This is a genomic window from Burkholderia sp. Bp9004 (assembly GCF_003858025.1).
Classification (GTDB): Bacteria; Pseudomonadota; Gammaproteobacteria; order Burkholderiales; family Burkholderiaceae; genus Burkholderia; species Burkholderia diffusa.
In genome coordinates this window covers 80,329-103,860 of sequence record NZ_QTQD01000019.1, presented here as the reverse complement: position 1 = coordinate 103,860, position 23,532 = coordinate 80,329, and the positions used below count along the sequence as shown (strand labels likewise).

23 protein-coding genes are annotated in these 23,532 nt (G+C 65.8%); 12 read left to right on the top strand and 11 right to left on the bottom strand.

Annotation, left to right across the window (positions count from 1 at the left end):
- Positions 1–57: 57 nt before the first annotated feature.
- From tpiA to DIE08_RS21075, 5 genes are all read right to left on the bottom strand, one after another.
- The gene (gene tpiA / locus DIE08_RS21100; RefSeq protein WP_124903391.1) at positions 58–813 is read right to left on the bottom strand and encodes a triose-phosphate isomerase; all 756 of its coding nucleotides are present in this window, start codon (positions 811–813) and stop codon (positions 58–60) included.
- A gap of 141 nt (positions 814–954) precedes the next feature.
- Positions 955–1,974: an NAD(P)H-quinone oxidoreductase gene (locus tag DIE08_RS21095; RefSeq protein ID WP_059600428.1), complete on the bottom strand. Its 1,020-nt coding sequence runs from the start codon at positions 1,972–1,974 to the stop codon at positions 955–957.
- 142 nt (positions 1,975–2,116) lie between these two features.
- Positions 2,117–4,264 (bottom strand): polyribonucleotide nucleotidyltransferase, encoded by a 2,148-nt coding sequence (gene pnp, locus DIE08_RS21090; protein WP_059600427.1) that lies wholly within the window; start codon positions 4,262–4,264, stop codon positions 2,117–2,119.
- 290 nt (positions 4,265–4,554) lie between these two features.
- Positions 4,555–4,824, bottom strand: coding sequence for a 30S ribosomal protein S15 (gene rpsO, locus DIE08_RS21080; RefSeq protein ID WP_006398792.1), 270 nt, complete (start codon positions 4,822–4,824; stop codon positions 4,555–4,557).
- A 107-nt stretch (positions 4,825–4,931) separates the two neighbouring features.
- Positions 4,932–6,191: a branched-chain amino acid ABC transporter substrate-binding protein gene (locus DIE08_RS21075; RefSeq protein ID WP_124903389.1), complete on the bottom strand. Its 1,260-nt coding sequence runs from the start codon at positions 6,189–6,191 to the stop codon at positions 4,932–4,934.
- 168 nt (positions 6,192–6,359) lie between these two features.
- Between DIE08_RS21075 and DIE08_RS21070 the strand changes: the two genes are divergently transcribed.
- The 3 genes from DIE08_RS21070 to DIE08_RS21060 all read left to right on the top strand — a co-directional run bounded on the left by DIE08_RS21070 (position 6,360) and on the right by DIE08_RS21060 (position 9,487).
- Entirely contained in the window at positions 6,360–6,872 is a 513-nt protein-coding gene (locus DIE08_RS21070) for a hypothetical protein (RefSeq protein ID WP_124626871.1), read from the top strand.
- Positions 6,873–7,254: 382 nt separating this feature from the next.
- Complete coding sequence (locus DIE08_RS21065) at positions 7,255–7,896, top strand: carbonic anhydrase (RefSeq protein WP_124903387.1); 642 nt, start codon at positions 7,255–7,257, stop codon at positions 7,894–7,896.
- A gap of 40 nt (positions 7,897–7,936) precedes the next feature.
- The gene (locus DIE08_RS21060) at positions 7,937–9,487 is read left to right on the top strand and encodes a SulP family inorganic anion transporter (RefSeq protein ID WP_124903385.1); all 1,551 of its coding nucleotides are present in this window, start codon (positions 7,937–7,939) and stop codon (positions 9,485–9,487) included.
- 80 nt (positions 9,488–9,567) lie between these two features.
- Here DIE08_RS21060 and DIE08_RS21055 read toward each other — a convergent pair whose 3' ends face one another.
- The 6 genes from DIE08_RS21055 to DIE08_RS21025 all read right to left on the bottom strand — a co-directional run bounded on the left by DIE08_RS21055 (position 9,568) and on the right by DIE08_RS21025 (position 16,564).
- Entirely contained in the window at positions 9,568–11,112 is a 1,545-nt protein-coding gene (locus DIE08_RS21055) for a 2-isopropylmalate synthase (RefSeq protein WP_059600422.1), read from the bottom strand.
- A 313-nt stretch (positions 11,113–11,425) separates the two neighbouring features.
- The gene (pssA, locus tag DIE08_RS21045) at positions 11,426–12,298 is read right to left on the bottom strand and encodes a CDP-diacylglycerol--serine O-phosphatidyltransferase (RefSeq protein WP_059600421.1); all 873 of its coding nucleotides are present in this window, start codon (positions 12,296–12,298) and stop codon (positions 11,426–11,428) included.
- Between the two features lie 15 nt (positions 12,299–12,313).
- Positions 12,314–12,958, bottom strand: a complete 645-nt coding sequence (locus DIE08_RS21040; protein ID WP_059468119.1) for a phosphatidylserine decarboxylase — start codon at positions 12,956–12,958, stop codon at positions 12,314–12,316.
- Between the two features lie 127 nt (positions 12,959–13,085).
- On the bottom strand, positions 13,086–14,102 hold the full coding sequence (gene ilvC / locus DIE08_RS21035) for a ketol-acid reductoisomerase (protein WP_059533228.1): 1,017 nt from the start codon (positions 14,100–14,102) through the stop codon (positions 13,086–13,088).
- 95 nt (positions 14,103–14,197) lie between these two features.
- Positions 14,198–14,689, bottom strand: a complete 492-nt coding sequence (gene ilvN / locus DIE08_RS21030; protein ID WP_034207977.1) for an acetolactate synthase small subunit — start codon at positions 14,687–14,689, stop codon at positions 14,198–14,200.
- A 111-nt stretch (positions 14,690–14,800) separates the two neighbouring features.
- A complete protein-coding gene (locus tag DIE08_RS21025; protein ID WP_124903383.1) occupies positions 14,801–16,564 on the bottom strand; it encodes an acetolactate synthase 3 catalytic subunit in 1,764 nt (587 codons plus the stop codon).
- A gap of 352 nt (positions 16,565–16,916) precedes the next feature.
- Between DIE08_RS21025 and DIE08_RS21020 the strand changes: the two genes are divergently transcribed.
- The 9 genes from DIE08_RS21020 to DIE08_RS20980 all read left to right on the top strand — a co-directional run bounded on the left by DIE08_RS21020 (position 16,917) and on the right by DIE08_RS20980 (position 23,532).
- A complete protein-coding gene (locus tag DIE08_RS21020; RefSeq protein ID WP_124626863.1) occupies positions 16,917–17,480 on the top strand; it encodes an RNA polymerase sigma factor in 564 nt (187 codons plus the stop codon).
- Positions 17,477–17,902: a DUF3619 family protein gene (locus DIE08_RS21015; protein WP_124903381.1), complete on the top strand. Its 426-nt coding sequence runs from the start codon at positions 17,477–17,479 to the stop codon at positions 17,900–17,902. Before DIE08_RS21020 ends, DIE08_RS21015 begins: the two co-directional genes overlap by 4 nt.
- Positions 17,903–17,928: 26 nt before the next feature.
- Positions 17,929–18,684: a DUF3106 domain-containing protein gene (locus DIE08_RS21010; RefSeq protein ID WP_124626859.1), complete on the top strand. Its 756-nt coding sequence runs from the start codon at positions 17,929–17,931 to the stop codon at positions 18,682–18,684.
- Between the two features lie 78 nt (positions 18,685–18,762).
- Complete coding sequence (locus tag DIE08_RS21005) at positions 18,763–19,203, top strand: RDD family protein (RefSeq protein WP_409360403.1); 441 nt, start codon at positions 18,763–18,765, stop codon at positions 19,201–19,203.
- A 264-nt stretch (positions 19,204–19,467) separates the two neighbouring features.
- Positions 19,468–20,406, top strand: a complete 939-nt coding sequence (locus DIE08_RS21000) for a UDP-2,3-diacylglucosamine diphosphatase (protein WP_124626855.1) — start codon at positions 19,468–19,470, stop codon at positions 20,404–20,406.
- Positions 20,407–20,436: 30 nt separating this feature from the next.
- The gene (locus tag DIE08_RS20995; protein ID WP_059600414.1) at positions 20,437–21,471 is read left to right on the top strand and encodes a glycosyltransferase family 1 protein; all 1,035 of its coding nucleotides are present in this window, start codon (positions 20,437–20,439) and stop codon (positions 21,469–21,471) included.
- Positions 21,468–22,004 carry a diacylglycerol kinase gene (locus DIE08_RS20990; protein ID WP_059600413.1) on the top strand — a complete coding sequence of 179 codons (537 nt, stop codon included), beginning with the start codon at positions 21,468–21,470 and terminating at the stop codon, positions 22,002–22,004. Before DIE08_RS20995 ends, DIE08_RS20990 begins: the two co-directional genes overlap by 4 nt.
- Before the next feature lie 194 nt (positions 22,005–22,198).
- On the top strand, positions 22,199–22,954 hold the full coding sequence (locus DIE08_RS20985) for a TetR/AcrR family transcriptional regulator (RefSeq protein ID WP_124903377.1): 756 nt from the start codon (positions 22,199–22,201) through the stop codon (positions 22,952–22,954).
- Positions 22,951–23,532, top strand: coding sequence for a TIGR00730 family Rossman fold protein (locus tag DIE08_RS20980; protein ID WP_059600411.1), 582 nt, complete (start codon positions 22,951–22,953; stop codon positions 23,530–23,532). Before DIE08_RS20985 ends, DIE08_RS20980 begins: the two co-directional genes overlap by 4 nt.

Here is a 23,532-nt window from a genome sequence, read left to right as displayed (position 1 = left end):
GGATCAGGCAACCGGACCAACCGGCCGCCATCATGGTTCAATTCGATCCCGGACCGCTCAACGTGCGGCCCGGCAGATCGCCAGGAAATCTTCCGCCTTCAGCGACGCGCCGCCGATCAGGCCGCCGTCGATGTCGGGCTGCGCGAACAGCTCTTCCGCGTTGTCCGGCTTCACGCTGCCACCGTACAGCACCGATACGTCCGCCGCCCCCTTCGCCGCGAGACGCGCCCGCAGGAATGCGTGCACGTCCTGCGCCTGCGCCGACGTCGCGCTCTTGCCCGTGCCGATCGCCCAGACCGGCTCGTATGCGACGACGATGCGGGCGGCTTCGTCAGCCGTCAGCACGGCCAGCACGGCGTCGAGCTGCGCACCGACTACCTGCTCGGTCGCGCCCGCTTCGCGCTCGTCGAGCGTTTCACCGACGCACACGACGGGCGTGAGGCCCGCCGCAAGCGCGCGTTGCGTCTTCGCGGCGACGGTTTCGTTGCGCTCGCCGTGATACGCGCGACGCTCCGAGTGACCGACGATCGCATACCGCGCGCCGAACTCCGCCACCATCGCGGCCGCCACTTCACCGGTGAACGCGCCCTGCTCGTGCGCGGACACGTCCTGCGCGCCGAACGCGACACGGCCGCCGCCGAGCTGCGCCTGAACCTGCGCGAGGTACGGGAACGGCACGCACACGCCGACCGACGTTTCGGCCGGCACCGCACCCGCGCCCTGCATCACTTCGTTCAGCAATGCCTGGTTGCCGGCCAGCCGGCCGTGCATCTTCCAGTTGCCGATCACTCGCTTCGTTCGTTGTTTCGACATCGTGTCTGTCTCGTCACTATCTTGTCATTAACGCACCGGAAACCGGCCCGTCAGGTTGGATCTGGCGAAGCAAACCCGCGATTTTACTGCGCGCGGCTTGAACCGGTCAAACCACACATGTCAAGCCCGTCGCACGGGCCGTCACGCGTTCGCACCCCAATCGAGCACGATCTTGCCGATGTGCTCGCCGCTTTCCATCAGCGCATGCGCCTGGGCGGCCTCCCCTGCCGGCAGCACGCGGTAGATGACGGGTTTGATGCGGCCGTCCGCGAGCAGCGGCCAGACACGCGCCTTCAGCTGCGCGGCGATGCGCGCCTTGAACTCGACCGGCCGCGGACGCAGCGTCGAGCCCGTCACCGTCAACCGGCGGCGCAGGATTTCATTCAGGTTGACCTCGGCCTTCGCGCCGCCGAGCAGCGCGATCAGCACGAGGCGGCCGCCATCCGCGAGCGCGGACAGTTCGCGCGGCACGTACGAACCCGCGACCATGTCGAGGATCACGTCGACGCCGCGATCGTGCGTCAGCGACTTGACAACCTCGACGAAGTCCTCGGTCTTGTAGTTGATCGCACGCTCGGCGCCGAGCGCCTCGCATGCACGGCATTTATCGGCACTCCCCGCCGTCGCGAAGACACGAAAGCCGAGCGCGTGCGCGATCTGGATCGCCGTCACGCCGATCCCGCTCGAGCCGCCCTGCACGAGCAGCGTTTCCTGCTCGCCGCCCTCGCCCGCACCGAGCAGCGCGCGGTCGAACACGTTGCTCCACACCGTGAAGAAGGTTTCGGGCAGCGATGCGGCCTCGATGTCAGTCAGCCCGTCGGGCACCGGCAGGCATTGCGGCAGCGGCGCGACCGCATATTCGGCGTAACCGCCGCCCGCGAGCAGCGCGCAGACGCGATCGCCCACCTTCAGGTCGAACGGGTTCAGCGCCGCATCCGACAGGTCACCGCCGACAATCTCGCCCGCGACCTCGAGGCCCGGCAGATCCGACGCACCCGGCGGCGGCGCATACGCGCCCTTGCGCTGGAATACGTCCGGCCGATTCACGCCAGAAGCCGCCACCTTGATCAGCACTTCGCCGCGCTTCGGTTCGGGGCGCGGACGCTCCGCGAGCTTCAGCACGTCGGGGGCGCCGAATTCGGTGATTTCGATGGCTTTCATGGTGGTCGCTCCAGGATCAGTCGGGGGGGCGCACCCGTGCGCGGCACGGGCGCCTCGCCGGCGCTGCTGCGCCGCACAACGATGCTACAGAAAAAACGGCCGGCACGCTTTCGCACTGCCGGCCGCTCTTACGCCCGTCCGCTTACTGCTGCGGCGGCGTATCCGACTGCGACGCTGCCGCTGCTTCGTTCAGCAGCGCCTTCGCCGACAGACGCACGCGACCCTTCTCGTCCGTCTGGATCACCTTGACCTTCACCTGCTGACCTTCCTTCAGGTAGTCGTTAATGTCCTTCACGCGCTCGTTGACGATTTCCGAGATGTGCAGCAGGCCGTCCTTGCCCGGCAGCAGGTTCACGATCGCGCCGAAATCGAGCAGCTTGAGCACCGTGCCTTCGTACACCTGGCCGACCTCGATCTCGGCCGTGATGTTCTCGATGCGCTTCTTCGCTTCGGCCATGCCTTCGCTGCTCGTGCTCGCGATCGTCACGACGCCGTCATCCGAGATGTCGATGGTCGTGCCCGTTTCTTCCGTCAGCGCGCGGATCACCGAACCACCCTTGCCGATCACGTCGCGGATCTTTTCCGGGTTGATCTTGATCGTGATCATGCGCGGTGCGAATTCCGACAGTTGCGTGTTCGCACCCGAGACCGCCGACGTCATCTTGCCGAGGATGTGCATGCGGCCTTCCTTCGCCTGCGCGAGCGCGACCTGCATGATTTCCTTCGTGATGCCCTGGATCTTGATGTCCATCTGCAGCGCCGTCACACCTTGCTCCGTGCCGGCTACCTTGAAGTCCATGTCGCCGAGGTGATCCTCGTCGCCGAGGATGTCGGTCAGCACCGCGAACTTGTTGCCTTCGAGGATCAGGCCCATCGCGATACCCGCGACGTGCGCCTTCATCGGCACGCCGGCGTCCATCAGCGCGAGGCAGCCGCCGCACACCGACGCCATCGACGACGAACCGTTCGATTCGGTGATTTCCGACACGACGCGGATCGAGTAGCCGAATTCGTCGGCGCTCGGCAGGCACTTGACCAGCGCGCGCTTCGCAAGACGGCCGTGGCCGATTTCACGACGCTTCGGCGAGCCGACGCGCCCCGTTTCGCCGGTCGCGAACGGAGGCATGTTGTAGTGGAGCATGAAGCGCTCGCGGTATTCGCCTTCGAGCGCGTCGATGATCTGCTCGTCACCCTTCGTGCCGAGCGTCGCGACGACGAGCGCCTGCGTTTCGCCACGCGTGAACAACGCCGAACCGTGGGTGCGCGGCAGCACGCCGGTGCGGATCTCGATCGGACGCACGGTGCGCGTGTCGCGACCATCGATGCGCGGCTCGCCGTTCAGGATCTGCGAACGGACGATCTTCGCTTCGATGTCGAACAGGATGTTGCCGACGGTAGCCTTGTCGGCCGCGACCGTGCCGGCCGCCAGCGCGTCTTCCTCGAGCTTCGCCGAGGTCGCCGCGTAGACTTCCTTCAGCTTCGTCGAACGCGCCTGCTTGTCGCGCAGCTGGTAAGCGGCGAGCAGGTCGCCGTGCGCCAGTTCCGTCACGCGCGCGATCAGCGCCTCGTTCTTCGGTGCCGGCTGCCAGTCCCACTCGGGCTTGCCACCTTCGCGCACGAGTTCGTGGATCGCGTCGATCGCCGTCTGCATCTGCTCGTGACCGAACACGACCGCGCCCAGCATCACGTCTTCCGGCAGCTGGTCGGCTTCCGATTCGACCATCAGCACCGCGCGCTCCGTGCCGGCGACGACGAGATCGAGGCTCGATGCCTTGATCTGGTCACGCGTCGGGTTCAGCACGTATGCGTTGTCGATGTACGCGACGCGCGCGGCACCGACCGGGCCGTTGAACGGCAGGCCCGACACGGCGAGCGCAGCCGATGCACCGATCAGCGCGGGGATGTCCGCCGGGATTTCCGGGTTCACGGACAGCACGTGGATCACGACCTGCACTTCGTTGTAGAAGCCTTCCGGGAACAGCGGGCGCAGCGGACGGTCGATCAGGCGCGACGTCAGCGTCTCGTGTTCCGACGGACGGCCTTCGCGACGGAAGAAGCCGCCCGGGATCTTGCCGGCCGAGTAGGTCTTTTCGAGGTAGTCGACGGTCAGCGGGAAGAAATCCTGGCCCGGCTTTGCCGACTTCGCGCCGACGACGGTTGCCAGCACGACGGTGTCTTCCACGTCGACGATCACGGCACCGCTCGCCTGGCGAGCGACTTCACCGGTTTCGAGGCGCACCTTGTGCTGGCCCCACTGGAATTCCTTCACGACCTTGTTGAACATGGACATGGTTGCTCCTTTGAATTCATTCATTTCATTCGCCGCCCGGGTCATCCCGTGCGGCGGCGTCCCGACCGAATCACCCGGAGCAAGGTGTGTTTTTTATGCCATTCCAGCGCGGCGCTCGTCGAGCGACGCGCTGGAATGACACAAATCCCGACCCCGGTATCAGCCGTTCCGGCAGCCGGCACTCACGTGCCGGACAACCTGCGGTGCGCGTGACGCTACGCACCGCGCAAAAACAAAATGCCTGCATCAGCGGACTGACACAGGCATCTTGCTGGCGGCAATCGCCTCGATTACTTACGCAGACCCAGCTTCTCGATCAGCGCGCGGTAACGGTCGGCATCCTTGCCCTTGAGGTAGTCGAGCAGCTTGCGGCGGCGGCTCACCATGCGCAGCAGGCCGCGGCGGCTGTGGTGGTCCTTCGCGTGGGTCTTGAAGTGACCCGTCAGTTCGACGATACGTGCGGTCAGCAGTGCGACCTGGACTTCGGGCGAACCCGTGTCGTTGGTACCGCGGGCGAACTGAGCAACGACTTCCGACTTCTTGATATCTGCAACAGACATGTGATTTCCTTTCTAACTGAACAGGCGGACACGGAAGAATGGCCGTGCCGTGACTTACAACCGGCGGGCATTGTAGCACAACTCCCCACCGTTCTTACCGCCTCCTGTCACGGACGCGTCATCGAGCACGCCGACGGCATCTCCGTGCGCTGCGCCGGCACCGCCAGCACCGTCCGGAAGCCATAGCCCGACCCCTCGTTGTCGAAGCGCACGCCCGGTGTGCCGGCCTTGTCCATCTCCATCACGTAAAGGGGCTGGATCAGCTGGTGATCCTGCGCGCGCATCCGCGACGCATGGAAGCCGTCGTCGAACGACAGGCCCTCGAGCGACCGCGCGACCGCCACGGGGTCGGCCGACCCCGCCCGGTTCATCGCCGCGGCCAGCATCTCGATCATCAGGCTCATCCGCCGCACGGGATAGTCGTCCTGCGCGGCCGGGAATCGGGTCCGGAACGTGCGGTAGAACGCGTCGGATTTCGCGCCGCCCGCGTTCGGGTGCCAGTCGGCCACGGCCACGACGCGCCCGACCCCGGCATCGCCCAGGGCGGCCGGCGCGCCGAGACTGTTGCCGTAGAACGTATAGAACTTCGCGTTCAGCCCCTGCTCGCGCGCCGCCTTCACGAGCAGCGTGAGGTCGTTGCCCCAGTTGCCGGTCACGACGGCATCCGCGCCGCTCGCGCGGATTTTCGCGATGTACGGCGAGAAATCCTTGATCCGGCCGATCGGGTGGAATTCGTCGCCGGCGATCGTCACGTCCGTGCGCCGCGCGGCCAGCGCCTGCCGCGCGAGCGTGCTGACGTCGTGACCAAAGCTGTAGTCCTGGTTCAGCAGATAGACCTTGCGCAGCGCGCGGTCGCGCGCCATCACGTCCGCGAGCGCGGCCATCCGCATGCCCGCGTGCGCGTCGAAGCGGAAATGCCAGAAGCTGCAGCGCGCGCCGGTGAGCGCGGGATCGTCGGCCGAATAGTTCAGCAACAGCATCCGGTTGTCCGGGTCGCGCGCGTTCAGCTTGTCGAGCGCCGCGACGAGCGCGGCCGCGACGGCCGAACTGTTGCCTTGCGCAACGAAGCCGATATGGCGGTCCGCGGCCGCGCGCAGTTGCACGAGCGCCTCCTCCGGGCTGCCCTTGCTGTCGAGCACGACGAGTTCGAGCGGGTGCGCGCCGTCGCGCAGCTTCACGCCGCCCGCCGCGTTGACCTGCTCGACGCCGAAGCGCAGGTTGCGCTCGACCGCCGCGCCCGCGTTCGCGAACGGGCCCGACATCCCCTCGATCAGCGCGATCCGCACCGGCTCGCCGCCGGCAAACGCGGACGACACCAGCATCCATCCTGCGCTCAACGCGAGCGCGCACCATTTCCACCCCTGCATCGGCCACCTGCCCTTCGATCTGCCCGAGAAGCGCGGATCATAGGCCGGCGCGCCCGCCGCCCGCAAGCTTCGCCACGCCGCCGATCCGCACCGATTTTTTCCGCGCGATGCACCGGCGCGCGCCGTCCGTGATACAACGGGGCCTGTTTCCGTGTTCTGGAGGATCCCATGCGCATTCGTATTCCCGCGCGCCTGCCGGTGCTGGTCGCCGGTGCCGCCGCACTGCTGGCCGGTTGCGCGCAACCGTGGCAGCAATACCAGGCCGGCCAGGACGAGTCGGCGATCGTCGCGCGCATGGGTCCACCGCGCGAGATCTACGACCTGCCCGGCGGCGGCAAGCGGCTGATGTGGCCAACCCAGCCGATGGGCGAAATCACGATCGCGGCCGACGTCGACGCAGCCCACAGGATCGTCAACGTGCGCCAGGTGCTGCAGCCGAGCGAGTTCTATCGCGCGGAGATCGGCAAGTGGACGAAGACCGACGTGCTCGTCAATTTCGGCCGCCCGGTCGAGACGTCCTACTTCCCGCTGATGAAGCGCGAGGTGTGGACATACCGGTATCTCGAGGACAACGTCTGGTACATGATGTACAGCTTCTATTTCGATCCGCAGGGCATCCTGCGCACCACGCAGAAAACACCGGACCCGCTGCACGATCCCGATCGCCGTAATCTGTTCTGACCGATTGCGCATTTACGCGCAATTTTCACAATGGCCATTCACGAATTATTGCGTGAATGGCCATTTCATTTTTTCCGGCACGTTATTCAATGCACGGAATATGGCGGAAAACTTTTCCGGTCAATGACATCCCGATGGCAATCCGCTGAACGCCCCGTCATGCGGCCCGCTGCGCAGAAACCGGCATACGCGATGCATGTCATGCGTCGGGTTGGTGCACGCAATGCACTGCGCCAAATCAATTTGAAACAGTTTGTTTCAATGCCCCCGGAGCGCTAGGGCATACCCCTAATATCAGTCCAAATCCAACCTTTCAATTTAGAAAGAATGGAGTTGCGTCATTTCGTCGATATTTATTTGCCGTTGTCAGAAAGGAGTCCTCATGAATCGCCCCAAGAGCATGCTGGTTGCCAACATTGCCTGGGCCCGCGAGACGCGTGAACACACGCCTGGTTTCTTCGACGCGCTCGCGCGTGGCCAGAACCCGCGCGTGCTGTGGATCGGCTGCGCAGACAGCCGTGTGCCGGCCGAAACCATCACGCACTGCGCGCCCGGCGAACTGTTTGTCCATCGCAACATCGCGAACCTGTTCCATCCCGACGACGACAATTCCGCCAGCGTGCTCGAGTACGCGGTGCGCGTGCTGAAGGTCGACCACGTGATCGTGTGCGGCCACTACGGCTGCGGCGGCGTGCGCGCGTCGCTGCTGCCGCCGCCGGCCGACCTGCCGCACGTCGCGCGCCGCATCGCGCCGCTCTGCGCGCTCGCGCGGCGCCATCGCGACACGCTCGACGGGCTCGACGACACGGCCGCCGCCGACCGCCTCGCCGAGCTGAACGTGCTCGAGCAGGTGCGACTGCTGCGCGCATCGCCGATCGTGCGCGAACGCGAACGGCCGCCGCTCGTGCACGGCTGGATATTCTCGCTCGCCGACGGTCGCCTGCTGGAGCTCGATTCCGGCTACGCGGCACCGCCCGTCGATGTCGAACCCGCGCTGGCCACGACCGCCGCCGCGCTCGGCTGATTCATACCCCCGCCCCAACGCCCACGAAACCGCCCCAACCATGAAACTGAACGAGCGCCTGTCCACCCTGCCGCGCGACATCGTCGCCGGCATCGTCGTTTTCCTCGTCGCGCTGCCGCTCTGTCTCGGCATCGCCAACGCCTCCGGCGTCGAACCGTTCGCCGGGCTCGTGTCCGGCATCGTCGGCGGCATCGTCGTCGCGCTGCTGAGCGGCTCGTCGCTGTCCGTCAGCGGGCCAGCCGCCGGCCTCGTCGTGATCGTCGTCGAAGGGATCGCGCAACTCGGCAGCTTCTCCGCGTTCCTGCTCGCGGTGCTGCTGTCCGGCGTGCTGCAGTTCGGGTTCGGCATGCTGCGCGCCGGCCGCTTCGCCGCCTACGTGCCGTCGCCCGTCATCAAGGGCATGCTCGCCGCGATCGGCCTGCTGCTGATCGTGAAGCAGATTCCGTTCGCGTTCGGCATCGGAGGCTCGGCTGCGCAATCGTTTGCGAACTGGCCGGGCCTGCCGGTCGCATGGGCTGCCACGGCCATCGCGCTCGCGTCGCTCGCGCTGCTGATCGCATGGGACACGCCCGCGCTGCGCCGCTTCGCGCTGGTGCGCTCGGTGCCCGCGCCGCTCGCGGTCGTCGTGCTCGGCATCGGCGCGACGCTCGTGCTGGGCTTCGTCGCGCCGGCCGTTGCGCCGGGCGCAGCCCATCGCGTGACGCTGCCCGAGCTCGGATCGTTCGCGGCGTTCGCGGCCTCGCTCAAGCATGCGGAGCTCGGCCCGAACTTCGCGCAGCTCGTCAATCCGGACGTGTGGCGCGTCGCAATCACGCTCGCGGTCGTCGCGAGCCTCGAGACGCTGCTGAGCCTGGAGGCGGTCGAACAGATCGACCCGAAGCGCCGGCCGACGCAGCCCGATCGCGAACTGAAGGCCCAGGGCGTCGGCAATCTCGTCGCGGGTGCGTTCGGCGGGCTGCCGATCACGTCGGTGATCGTGCGCAGCTCGGTGAACGTGAACGCGGGTGCGCAAAGCCGGATGTCGGCGATCGTGCACGGGATCCTGCTGCTTGCCAGCGTGTTCGCGCTCACCGGGCTCATCAACCTGATCCCGCTCGCAAGCCTGGCCGCGATCCTGATCCATACGGGCTTCAAGCTCGCGAAACCGGCGCTGTTCCGCTCGGTGCTGAGGCAGGGCCCGGCCGCGTTCGTGCCGTTCGCCGCGACGATCGCGGGCGTGCTCGCGGTCGACCTGCTGTTCGGCATTGCCGTCGGCCTCGCGTGCAGCGTGCTGGCGGTCGCGGTCGCGAACCTGAAGAGCCCCGTCACGCTCGCGCAGCACGACGACCACTTCCTGCTTTCGTTCCGCAAGGACGTCTCGTTCCTCGGCAAGGTGCAGGTCAAGCATCACCTGCGGCACATTCCCGACCGCGCGGCCGTGATCATCGACGCAACGCGCGCCGACTACATCGATCACGACGTGCTCGAACTGCTCGACGCGTTCGTCGCCGATGCGCCGCGGCGCGGGATCGCGGTGGAATTCCGCCGCCGCAGCCCGGCGCCTCGCCCTGCCGCGCGCCGCTGGCTGTTCCGCGCGCCGGCGGCCGAATGAATGGCGCATGAAAAAACGCCCCGGGCGGCGCAAGGCCGCACGGGGCGTTTCGTGTGCTTCGAGCGCTCGACGCGCAGCGCTTACGAGCGCTGCGGGTTGACCTTGTCGTCCTTCGAATGCAGTTTGTTCAGCGCCGAAATGTACGCCTTCGCGGACGCCGCGACGATGTCCGGATCGGTGCCAACGCCGTTGACGATCCGCCCGCTCTTCGACAGCCGGACGGTCACTTCGCCCTGCGCCTGCGTGCCGGTCGTGATCGCGTTCACCGAATACAGGAGCAGTTCGGAACCGCTGCCGACTTCGCCCTCGATCGCGTTGAACGTCGCATCGACCGGCCCGTTACCGCGCGCCTCGCCGGTCACTTCCTTGCCCTCGACCGCGAACACGATCTTCGCCTGCGGCTGCTCGCCCGTCTCAGAATGCTGTGACAGCGACACGAACTTGAAGTGCTCCTGCTCCTGCGCGAGCGCCGATTCTTCGGAGACGATCGCGATGATGTCTTCGTCGAAGATCTCGGCCTTGCGATCGGCGAGGTCCTTGAAGCGCATGAACGCGGCGTTCAGCTCGGCTTCGCTGTCGAGCGACACGCCGAGCTCCTGCAGGCGCTGCTTGAACGCGTTGCGGCCCGACAGCTTGCCGAGCACGATCTTGTTCGCGGTCCAGCCCACGTCTTCCGCGCGCATGATCTCGTAGGTGTCGCGCGCCTTCAGCACGCCGTCCTGGTGGATGCCCGACGCGTGCGCGAATGCGTTCGCGCCGACCACGGCCTTGTTCGGCTGCACGACGAAACCGGTGATCTGCGACACGAGCTTCGACGTCGGCACGATCTGCGTGGTGTCGATGCCGACGTCGAGGCCGAAGTAGTCCTTGCGGGTCTTCACGGCCATCACGATTTCCTCGAGCGACGTATTGCCCGCGCGCTCGCCGAGACCGTTGATCGTGCACTCGACCTGCCGCGCACCGCCGATCTTCACGCCGGCGAGCGAGTTCGCCACCGCCATCCCGAGGTCGTTGTGGCAGTGCACGGAGAAGATCGCTTTGTCCGAGTTCGGAATGCGTTCGCGCAGCGTCTTCACGAGGTTGCCGTAGAGTTCCGGCACGCCGTAGCCGACCGTGTCGGCGATGTTGATCGTCGTCGCCCCTTCGGCGATCACGGCTTCCAGCACGCGGCACAGGAAGTCGAGGTCCGAACGGCTGCCGTCTTCCGGCGAGAATTCGACGTTGTCGGTGAACTTGCGCGCGAAGCGCACCGCGAGGCGAGCCTGCTCGAACACCTGGTCGGGTGTCATCCGCAGCTTCTTCTCCATGTGCAGCGGCGACGTCGCGATGAACGTGTGGATCCGCGAGCTATTGGCCGGCTTCAGGGCGTCGGCCGCACGCTGGATGTCCTTGTCGTTGGCGCGCGCCAGCGAGCAGATCGTGCTCTCCTTCACCAGGCCGGCGATCGTGTGGATCGCGTCGAAGTCGCCGTTCGAGCTGGCCGCGAAGCCCGCCTCGATCACGTCGACCTTCATCCGCTCGAGATGCTTCGCGATGCGGACTTTCTCTTCCTTCGTCATCGACGCACCGGGCGATTGTTCACCGTCACGCAACGTCGTATCGAAAATGATCAGCTTGTCTGTCATGGGGGGCTCCAGGGCTCTTTATACGGGAATCAAACGTAATGAGATCGCGCCACCGCTGGCGACGCTCAACAACAGACGAGGCTTGACGGAGGGCGAGAACGGTCAGCGCGGCAGGCGCGCCAAAGCTAGCGCGCGTAGCGGCGCACCGGCTAGAAGGAGGGAGAGGCGGGAAAATGCAGTCATGCCGAAGACTATAGCGGCATTCCGCTGGGTGCGCAATCGGACGGCACCCGGGATGCCGGACCGCGCCGCGCGAAAAAGGGGCAAATGAAAACGGCGGCCTCGTGGCCGCCGTTGCCGGGCAGGTTGCGCGTCAGTGATCGCGCTGCGACGAGCGCGCGGGGTTCGCCCGTCCGCGCACGGCCATGTAGGCCCAAAACACGTAGCCGGACAGCCCGTACAGCACGAACAGGCAGAACAGCATCAACGGCGGATCGGACGACACGAGCACGAACGCGACGACGACCAGCAGGATCGCCGCGAACGGCACGCGGTGCCGTACGTCGAGCGCCTTGCCGCTGTAGAACGGCGCGTTCGACACCATCGTCACGCCTGCATAGATCGTCAGTGCGAACGCGACCCAGGGCAGCCAGCCGAGCTTCATCGGCACGCGGTTGTCGGTCGCGAGCCAGACGAAGCCGGCGATCAGCGCGGCGGCGGCCGGGCTCGGCAGCCCCTGGAAGAAGCGCTTGTCGACGACGCCGATGTTCGTGTTGAAGCGCGCGAGACGCAGCGCGGCGCCAGAACAGTAGACGAATGCAGCGAGCCAGCCCCAGCGGCCAAGATCCTTCAGCACCCACTCGTACATCACGAGCGCCGGCGCGACGCCGAACGACACCATGTCCGACAGGCTGTCGAACTGTTCGCCGAACGCGCTTTGGGTATGCGTCATCCGCGCGACTCGCCCGTCCATCCCGTCGAGCACCATCGCGACGAAGATCGCGATCGCGGCGATCTCGAAGCGCACGTTCATCGCCTGCACGACCGCGAAGAAGCCGCAGAACAGCGCAGCGGTCGTGAACGCGTTCGGCAGCAGGTAGATGCCGCGCGTCTTCAGGAACCGCTGGCGCGCGGCGCGGCGGCTCTCGATGGGCGCCTGATCCGGCGCCATCACCTTGTTGCGGCGGAACGGGCGTGGCGTCTGGCCGGAGCCGTTGCGCGGACGACGCGGTTTGAATGCGGCCATCGTGCGTCCCGCCGCTTACTGTTCGAGCTCGGCGAGGATCGTCGACGACGCGTAGACCTTCTCGCCGATCGACACCTTCGCGCGGCTGCCGAGCGGCAGGTACACGTCGACGCGCGAACCGAAGCGGATGAAACCGTAGCGCTGACCGCGCGACAGCGGCTCGCCGGCACGCACGTAGCATAGGATCCGGCGGGCGACGAGGCCTGCGATCTGCACGGCGGTGACGGTCTTGCCGCTCGCCGTCTGGATCACGACCGCATTGCGCTCGTTCTCGGTCGACGCCTTGTCGATCGCCGCGTTCAGGAACGCGCCCGGGAAGTATTCGACCTTGGTGACCGCGCCGTCGACCGGCGAACGCTGCGAATGAACGTTGAAGACATTCATGAACACGCTGATCTTCAGCGCTTCGCGATTCGCGTACGGATCCTGGGTGGTCTCGACCGCGACGATGCGGCCGTCCGCCGGGCACAGCACCGCGTTCGGCTGCGCCGGGATCGGGCGCTGCGGATCGCGGAAGAACTGGACGACGAAGACGAGCAGCAGCCAGAACGGCCACGCGAAGCCGAAGCCCCCGACGGCGTGGATCAACAACGCGATGACGGCTGCAATCGCGATGAACGGCCAGCCTTCGCGCGCGATGATCGGATGAGGATAGTTCATGGGTTCGTTCGGTGTTCGGTGAATTGCAAAGCCCGTAGGATAGCAAAAGCCGCCCGGGGCACTGCTGCCTTCGGACGGCTTTTTGATACCGACCCTCCACTCGAAGGGCCGGAACAGCACGTGGTGCTTAGTTCTTCGTCTGGTCGACGAGCTTGTTCTTCGCGATCCAAGGCATCATCGCGCGCAGCTTCGAGCCGACCTGCTCGATCTGGTGCTCGGCCGTCAGGCGACGGCGCGACTGCAGCGTCGGCGCACCTGCCTTGTTCTCGAGAATGAAGCTCTTCGCGTATTCGCCCGTCTGGATGTCGGTCAGGCACTGCTTCATCGCCTTCTTCGTCTCTTCCGTGACGACGCGCGGGCCCGTCACGTACTCGCCGTACTCGGCGTTGTTCGAGATCGAGTAGTTCATGTTCGCGATGCCGCCTTCGTAGATCAGGTCGACGATCAGCTTCAGTTCGTGCAGGCACTCGAAGTACGCCATTTCCGGCGCGTAGCCCGCTTCGACCAGCGTCTCGAAACCTGCCTTGATCAGCTCGACGGTACCGCCGCACAGCACGGCCTGCTCGCCGAACAGGTCGGTTTCGGTCTCTTCACGGAAGTTCGTCTCGATGATGCCGGCACGGCCGCCGCCGTTCGCTGCCGCATACGACAGCGCGATGTCGCGTGCCGCGCCCGACTTGTTCTGCGCAACCGCGATCAGGTGCGGCACGCCGCCGCCTTGCGAGTACGTGCCGCGCACGGTGTGGCCCGGTGCCTTCGGCGCGATCATGATCACGTCGAGGTCGGCGCGCGGGATCACCTGGCCGTAGTGGACGTTGAAGCCGTGTGCGAATGCCAGTGCGGCACCCTGCTTGATGTTTGCGTGCACTTCCTTCGCGTACACGTCGGCGATCTGCTCGTCCGGCAGCAGCATCATGACGACGTCCGCGCCCTTCACCGCTTCCGCGACTTCCTTGACCGACAGGCCTGCGTTTTCGGCCTTGCTCCACGACGCGCCGCCCTTGCGAAGGCCGACCGTCACGTTCACGCCGCTGTCCTTCAGGTTCAGTGCGTGTGCATGGCCTTGCGAGCCGTAGCCGATGATCGTGACTTGCTTGCCCTTGATGAGGGAGAGGTCAGCGTCTTTATCGTAGAAAACGTTCATGATGGTTCCTTCGCCAATTCAAAAATTCAACAATTCGTTCAGATGGAGTACTGCGGGCCGGGACATGACGGCGCACCCGGCGTGCCTGTCTGGCATCACACCTTCAGGATGCGCTCGCCGCGTCCGATGCCGGAGCTGCCGGTGCGCACGGTCTCTAGGATCGCGGTCGCGTCCAGCCCCTGGATGAATGCGTCGAGCTTGTCGCTCGCGCCCGTCAATTCGATCGTGTAGGTCTTTTCGGTCACGTCGATGATGCGTCCGCGGAAAATATCCGACATCCGCTTCATTTCTTCGCGCTCCTTGCCCACTGCTCGTACCTTGATCAGCATCAGCTCACGTTCGATGTGTGCACCGTCGGTCAGGTCCACCACTTTCACCACCTCGATCAGGCGGTTCAGATGCTTCGTGATCTGTTCGATCACGTCGTCAGAGCCAATGGAAACGATGGTCAGCCGCGACAGCGATTGGTCTTCGGTCGGCGCCACCGTCAAGGTTTCGATGTTGTAGCCGCGTGCGGAAAACAGACCGACCACGCGCGACAGCGCGCCCGGTTCGTTTTCCAGCAGGACGGAAATGATGTGTCTCATGTTCGCTTCTTCCAGAATGTGTCCGTGTCGATTCACTCGCGCCGCGCGCCGCCCGGTGCCGCACCGCCCTTCGTGAAGGCGGCCGCCTCGGCCCCGGCGCGCGTCGCGCCGTTACAGATCTTCCGATCCGAGCAGCATCTCGGTGATGCCCTTGCCGGCCTGTACCATCGGCCAGACGTTTTCGGTCGGATCGGTCTGGAAGTCGAGAAACACGGTGCGGTCCTTCAGGCGCAGCGCTTCCTTCAGCGCCGGCTCCACATCCGAGGTCTTTTCGATCCGCATGCCGACATGGCCGTACGCTTCGGCGAGCTTCACGAAATCGGGCAGCGCATCCATGTACGAATGCGAATAGCGCTTGCTGTATTCGATCTGCTGCCACTGGCGGACCATGCCGAGATAGCGGTTGTTCAGCGAAATGATCTTCACGGGCGTGTCGTACTGCAGGCAGGTCGACAGTTCCTGGATGCACATCTGGATCGAGCCTTCGCCCGTGATGCACAGCACGTCGTCGTCCGGGTGCGCCATCTTGACGCCCATCGCTGCCGGCAGGCCGAAGCCCATCGTGCCGAGGCCACCGGAGTTGATCCAGCGACGCGGCTTGTTGAAACGGTAGAACTGCGCCGCCCACATCTGGTGCTGGCCGACGTCCGAGCACACGAACGCGTTGCCGTCCGTCAGCTCCCACGCCTTCTCCACCACGTACTGCGGCTTGATGATCTCGCTTTCGCGGTCGAACTTCAGGCAGTCCTTCGAGCGCCAGTCCTCGATGTCCTTCCACCATTGCGCGAGCGCCTCGGTGTCGGGGCCATGCTCGGCCGTCTGCAGTTGCTCGATCAGCTCCTTCAGCACTTCCTTCACGTCGCCGACGATCGGGATGTCGACCTTCACACGCTTCGAGATCGACGACGGGTCGATGTCGATGTGGATGATCTTGCGCGGACGCGACGCGAAGTGCGCCGGGTCGCCGATCACGCGGTCGTCGAAGCGGGCGCCGATCGCGATCAGCACGTCGCAGTGCTGCATCGCCATGTTCGCTTCGTACGTGCCGTGCATGCCGAGCATGCCGAGGAATTTCTTGTCCGATGCGCGATAGCCGCCGAGGCCCATCAGCGTGTTCGTGACCGGGTAGCCGAGCAGGTCGGCGAACTGGTTCAGTTCGCGCGCCGCGTCGGCGAGGATGATGCCGCCGCCCGTGTAGATATAGGGACGCTTCGCCGACAGCAGCAGCGACACGGCCTTGCGGATCTGGCCCGAATGGCCCTTCGTGACGGGGTTGTACGAGCGCAGCGACACGCTCTTGACCGGCTCGTACTGGCACGGCGTCTTCGAGATGTCCTTCGGGATGTCGATCAGCACCGGGCCCGGACGGCCGGTGCGGGCGATGTAGAACGCCTTCTTGACGGTTTCCGCGAGGTCGCGCACGTCCTTCACGAGGAAGTTGTGCTTCACGCACGGACGCGTGATACCGACCGTATCGCATTCCTGGAACGCGTCCTGGCCGATCGCGGCAGTCGGCACCTGGCCGCTGATCACGACCATCGGGATCGAATCCATGTAGGCCGTTGCAATGCCGGTCACCGCATTGGTGACACCGGGGCCGGACGTCACGAGACAGACGCCGACGTTGCCGGTGGAACGCGCATACGCATCGGCTGCGTGCACGGCCGCCTGTTCGTGGCGCACCAGCACGTGCTGAATCTTGTCCTGCTTGTAAAGCTCGTCGTAGATGTAGAGTACCGAGCCGCCGGGATAGCCCCAGATGAATTCGACGTTCTCGTCGGCCAGTGCTTTCATGAGCACGGTGGCGCCGATGGAGTCGCTATCGCGAGGGGAAAGGGGTTCCGACGTGGAGAATTCCGCGCTGGGCATGTTCATTTTGACCTTTCGAATTTTCGGCAAAAAATTGATCGGGTGCTCTCTGCCGGGCTTGTGGCTCGGGTTCAAGCGGCGCGTCCAGTTTGAAGGGCGGGCTTCTTGGGCCAGCCTCAAATGAGACCATCACTTCATGTTGCGAATCATTGACGATAGCGGGTCATGATTGGGTCGTCAAGCAAAATATCCCGCAGCGCATCATGCGCCCCGCCCGGCGGCCCGCGGACGCTGCTCGCGCGCAACGTACCGAGCCGTCACCGGTGCCAAGTCGCGCGAAAATTTGTTAGCATCCGCGGGTTTTACGAAATTTTTCGACCTTTCACACGCCGCAGTCCGCAGCGCATACCTTTACGGAATGGCATCAGACAAGGAACTCGCCGACTTTCTGGCGGGCGTCGAAAGGCGCGCGTTCAAGCAGGCTGCGTACGCCGTGCGCGACGACGATGCGTCGCTCGACATCGTGCAGGACGCGATGATCAAGCTGGCGGAGAAGTACGGCGACCGGCCGGCGGCCGAGCTGCCGCTGCTGTTCCAGCGGATCCTGCAGAACGCGATCCATGACTGGTTCCGCCGGCAAAAGGTCCGCAATACCTGGGTCACGCTCTTTTCGTCGCTCAACAACACGGACGACGAGGACTTCGATCCGCTGGAAACGCTCGAGTCCGCGGACGACAACGCGGGCGTCGAGAGCACCGAGCACCGCCTCGAGCGGGAGCAGGTTCTGGCCCTGATCGACGCAGAAATCCAGAAACTTCCGACGCGTCAACGGGAAGCGTTCCTGATGCGTTATTGGGAAGATATGGATGTCGCCGAGACTGCCGCCGCAATGGGGTGCTCCGAAGGCAGCGTCAAGACGCACTGCTCGCGAGCCACCCACACCCTGGCGCAAGCGCTCAAGGCCAAAGGAATCACGCTATGAGCTCCGCTCCCGTAAATCGAGAACACGAATTCGCGCTGAAGGTCCGCCGCGCGCTGGACGAACGTGCCGCGGCGCTGCCTGCCGCGACCACTGACCGTCTGGCCGCCGCGCGCGGGGCCGCGCTCGCGCGCAAGAAGCCGGAACCCGCGACCGCGCCGGTGTTCGTGCCCGCCTTCGCCGGTGCCGCCGCCGCATACGGCACGCCGCCTGCGAGTCGCCCGCAGACGTCGTTCGCGCGCCGCCTGCTGCGCGCCTGGCCGCTCGCGCTGCTGCTCGCGGGGCTCGTCGGCATCGCGTACTGGGAAGACATGCAGCGCACCGCCGAACTCGCCGACATCGACGCGGCGATGCTCAGCGACGACCTGCCGCTCAACGCGTATCTCGATCACGGGTTCAACGCGTATCTTTCGCACGCACGCTAACAGAGAATAACGAGGGGATCGCACGGGTGAGTCAGAAACGCGGCCTGGCCGTATTTTTCGGATGCGTGATCGCGATCGCCGTTTCCTACGTCGCCACCTATTCCCGATTCAACCCGCCCGCCGCGACGGTCTCCGCGGCGGCCAGCAGCGCGCCCGCGCCGACCTCGGCCGCCGCCGGGCTGACCACCGAACTCGCCCCGCTGCCCCTGCCGCTGCCGGCCGCCAACGGCCCGCTGTCGTGGGCGCGCCTGACGCCTGCGCAACGCTCGGCACTCGCGCCGTTCGCCGACCAGTGGGACGGCTTCAGCGACGCTCGCAAGCGCAAATGGCTGAAGATCGCATCACGTTTCGCGAAATTGACGCCCGATGAGCAGAAGCACCTGCAGGACAGGATGTCCGAGTGGGTGCGGATGACGCCCGAGCAGCGCCGCGTCGCGCGTGAGAATTACCAGAGCGCGAAGGAGCTGTCCGCGCAGGCGCGCGAGCGTGCGTGGAAGGCCTACCAGCAACTTCCCGAAGAACAGAAGGAGCGCCTGGCCGCGACCGAGCGCCGTCGCCGACCGAGCGTCGTCAGCGCGCCGCCGACGGTCGCCGACCGCGATGTGCGCCGCCTCGTCAATTCGCACGAGCATCCGGCGAGCAACGCCGCGCCGGCATCGGCGCCCGCTACGGCCGGCGCCGGCACACCGCCCGTGGCGGCATCATCCACGTCCGGCACCGCACCCGCGACCGTCACGCCCGTCTCGCCGGCCGACGCGCCGTCGATGTTCAAGGGTTCCTGACCCGACGTGGCGAGCGCCCCCGCACCCCAGGCCCCGGCCGTCTTCGCCGTGCCGTCCGTGCGGCGGCGCCTCGCCGCGATGCTGTACGAAGCCGTGCTGCTGTTCGGCATCGTGTTCTTCGCCGGCCTCGCATTCAGCCTCGCGACGCAGCAGCGCAACGGCCTCGTTCATCACAACCTCCTCGCCGCGTGGATCGCGCTCGTCGTCGGCGGGTACTTCGTCTGGTTCTGGACCCACGGCGGCCAGACGCTGCCGATGAAGACCTGGCGGCTGCGGCTCGAATCGTCCAGCGGCCAGCCGCTGAACGCCGGCCATGCGCTCGTCCGCTACGCGCTCGGGTGGCTGTGGTTCCTGCCGCCGCTCGCGCTGCATCCGCTCCTCGGCCTGTCGGTGCCCGTCACGCTCGCGCTGGCTGCCGCGTGGATCGTCGCATGGGCCGGCGCCGCCCGCCTGCATGCCGATCGTCAATTCCCGCACGACCGCATCGCCCGCACGCGCGTCGTCGCGATTCCGCGCTGACGCGCTGATGCGGTCCCCGCGAGCGCGACCGGTTCCGCGCGTCGGCGCATCCGTCAGACGAAATCCCTTGAAGGCACCGTCACGGCCACCCCGCTCGGCGTGCCCGGTCATCGCAAAGGCGGTCTGTTCGGCGGATTGCGCAACGCCGCCGCATTCACTGCTAAACATGGCGGAACGACAGTAATAAGAACGTCTCGTGACTGTCACGGCATGGTCACGCCCGCATGGCGCAATGCCGGTAATGTCAACCGGCGCGAGTCATGCATGGGCCAGAAAACGTCCGCGACCTCCCTGTTCCGTCAACCCCTCGGCGCCCGCGCCGTCACCGCCTTCCTGTCCGGCTCGGCCGCAACCGATGCCCTTTCGTCGAACGAGCCGACGGCCGCGCACGCCAGGCAGCACGACGACCCCGAGCCGTCCGCCCATCGCTACCGCACGATCTGGCTGTCCGACATTCACCTCGGCTCGAGCGGATGCCAGGCGCCGTACCTGCTCGACTTCCTGCGCCACAACGATTCGGAATACCTGTACCTCGTGGGCGACATCATCGACGGCTGGCAGCTGAAGAAGGGCTGGTACTGGCCGCAGGCGCACAACGACGTCGTGCAGAAGGTCCTGCGCAAGGCGCGCAAGGGCACGCAGGTGGTCTACATTCCGGGCAACCACGACGAAGGCGCGCGGCAGTTCTGCGACCTCGCGTTCGGTGACATCCAGGTGCGGGGCGAGGCATTTCACACGACGCTCGCGGGCAAGCGCCTGTGGATTGTCCACGGCGACCTGTTCGACGGCGTGATCCAGCACGCGAAATGGCTCGCGTATCTCGGCGACACGCTCTACACGCTGATCCTCGTGCTGAACCGCTGGTTCAACCGGATCCGCAGCCGGCTGGGCTTCCAGTACTGGTCGCTGTCGCAGTACCTGAAGCATCAGGTGAAGAACGCGGTGAACTTCATCTCGCAGTTCGAGACCGTGATGACCGACGAAGCGCGCCGCCGCGGCTGCGACGGCGTCGTGTGCGGGCACATCCACAAGGCGGAGATCCGCGACATCGATGGCGTGCTGTACTGCAACGACGGCGACTGGGTCGAAAGCCTGTCCGCGCTCGTCGAAACGATGGAAGGCGAACTGAAGATCGTCTACTGGACGGCGATGCGCACCGCGCCGTCCGCTGCCCCGTCGCGCAAGGCCAAGGCCACCGCCTGACACAACTCCACTTACAGGACACATGCCGCGATGAAGATCATGATCGTCACCGACGCGTGGGAACCGCAGGTCAACGGCGTCGTGCGCACGCTGAAGAGCACCTCCCGCGAACTCACCGCGCTCGGCCACCGGGTCGAAATGCTGACGCCGCTGGAATTCCGCACGGTGCCCTGCCCGACCTACCCCGAGATCCGCCTGTCGATTCTGCCGTACCGCAAGCTGCGCGCCCGGATCGATGCGTTCGCACCCGACGCGCTGCACATCGCGACCGAAGGCCCGCTCGGCCTCGCCGCGCGACGCTATGCGCGCGCACGCAAGCTGCCGTACACGACCGCGTACCACACGCGCTTTCCTGAATACGTGCAGGCGCGCTTCGGCATTCCGCTGTCGGCGACCTACAAGTTCCTGCACTGGTTCCACGCGCCGTCGCTCGCGGTGATGGCGCCGACCCCGGTCGTGAAGCAGGACCTCGAGAAGTTCGGCTTCACGAACGTCGTGCTGTGGACGCGCGGCGTCGACCTCGACATCTTCCGGCCGATGGAGTCGAAGGTGCTCAATACCGCGCGGCCGATCTTCCTGTACGTGGGCCGCGTCGCGATCGAGAAGAACGTCGAGGCATTCCTGCGCCTCGACCTGCCCGGCTCGAAGTGGGTCGCGGGCGAAGGTCCGGCGCTCGCCGAGCTGAAATCGCGCTATCCGGAAGCGAACTATCTCGGCGTCCTGTCGCAAGCCGAGCTCGCCAAGGTGTATGCTGCGGCCGACGTGTTCGTGTTCCCGAGTCGCACCGACACGTTCGGCCTCGTGCTGCTGGAGGCGCTCGCGTGTGGCACGCCGGTCGCCGCGTACCCGGTCACGGGCCCGATCGACGTGCTCGGCGGGGGCGATGCCGGCGCGATGCACGAAGACCTGCAGGAAGCCTGCCTCGAGGCGCTCAAGATCGAACGCGAGACTGCCCGCGCGTGGGCCGAGCGCTTTTCGTGGCGCGCGGCGTCCGAGCAGTTCGCGTCGCATCTGAAACCGCTGCCGAAGACTGCGTACTCGCCCGCCGAAGGTGCCGCCGTTTGAAACGAGACCTGAACGACAAGACCCCGCCCCCTGCCACGACGGCGCAACCACATCGTCCGTTCGACGAAGAAGAGCCGCACGCCGACGCGGACGTGCACCCGCACGAACCGCTCGGTCCCGACGATCGGCTCGCGCCGCTGCCGCCGAACCCGTACAAGCGCCACCGCGGCATCACGCGTGCGTGGTACGCGCTCAAGCATTCGCTGAACGGGTTTCGCGTCGCGATCCGCGAGGAGAGCGCGTTTCGCCAGGAGCTCACGCTCGCCGCGCTGATGCTGCCGATCGGTGCGTTCTCGCCGGTCCCCGCCGCATCGCGCGCGCTGCTGATCGCGTCGGTGCTGCTCGTGCTGATCGTCGAGCTGCTGAACTCGAGCGTCGAGGCCGCGATCGATCGCATCTCGCTCGAGCGCCACGAATTGTCGAAGCGCGCGAAGGATCTCGGCAGCGCGGCGGTCACGGTCGCGCTGTTCGCATGCGTGACGACGTGGGGCTTCGTGCTCGGCCCGGTGATCGCACGCTGGCTCGGCTTCTAGCGGCATCCGCGGCATCGCCGCCGTGCGGCGGTGCACCATGCGCGGGGAACGCGCCGCGATCACGAAATGCGCCCGTTGTCAGGAAACAGCGGTTTATAATCGTCCGCTAGACTTAGAACAGCAACCCGCGCCGGACGAATCTCGCAGCATCGATTGCAGCGCCCGCCAGTCCGGCACACACAGGGCCGGACGACATGGAAGCGAAACCTCCCCGCCGCACCCGCGAACGGATTCTCGAGTTGTCGTTGAAACTCTTCAACGAGATCGGCGAGCCGAACGTCACGACCACGACGATCGCCGAGGAAATGGAAATCAGTCCAGGCAACCTGTACTACCATTTCCGCAACAAGGACGACATCATCAACAGCATCTTCGCGCAGTTCGAGCAGCAGATCGAACGACGGCTGCGCTTTCCCGAAGATCACCGTCCGACGATCGACGAAACCTGGTCGTACCTGCAGTACATGGCCGACTTCATGTGGACCTACCGGTTCCTGTATCGCGACCTCAACGACCTGCTCGCGCGCAACCGCACGCTCGAGACGCACTTCAAGCAGATCATCAGCCACAAGGTGCGCTTCGCGCACGACATGTGCGAGCTGCTCGTGTCCGACGCCGAAATGGTCGCGACGCCCGCCGAGATCGAGGTCATCGCCACCAACATGGCCGTGATCTCGACGTACTGGCTGTCGTATCAGTACGTGATGCACCCGCGCAAATACAACGACCAGGACGCGATCCGCGAAGAGCTGCACCAGGTGAGCATGCATGTGATCTCGGTCATGGCCCCGTACCTGCGCGGCCGTTCGCGCCAGCTGTTCGACGATCTCGTCTCCGGCAAGCTGCCCAAGCGCCAGTTCACCGACTACCTGCCGCCGCGCGACGGTTCGTCGCGCCCGGCGGGCAGCCCGGTCGCCGCCAAGCCCGCCGCGAAGGATACGAAACAATGAAGGCAGTCTGTGTTTACTGCGGCTCGTCGTCCGGCGTGCGGCCCGTCTATGCGGACGCCGCACGCGCGTTCGGCCGCGCGCTCGTCGATGCGGGCCTCACGCTCGTCTACGGCGGCGGCCGCGTCGGCCTGATGGGCGTGATCGCCGATGAAGTGATGGCTGCCGGCGGCCATGTGGTCGGTGTGATCCCCGAGTTGCTGGTCGACAAGGAAGTCGGCCACACCGGGCTGTCCGAACTGCACGTCGTGCCCGACATGCACCACCGCAAGAAGATGATGGCCGACCTCGCGGATGCGTTCGTCGCGATGCCCGGCGGCGCCGGCACGCTCGAGGAATTCTTCGAGGTCTATACGTGGGCGCAGCTCGGCTATCACCGCAAGCCCGTCGCGCTGTACAACATCGATTCGTTCTACGATCCGCTGATCGCGCTGCTGCGCCATACGGTCGACGAAGGCTTCATGCGCCCGACCTACTTCGACGCGTTGTGCATCGACGCCGAACCGGTCGCGCTGATCGAACAGCTGCGCCGCTACCAGCCGCCCGTCCGTGACAAGTGGGCGCCGGACGCAGCCAAGTAA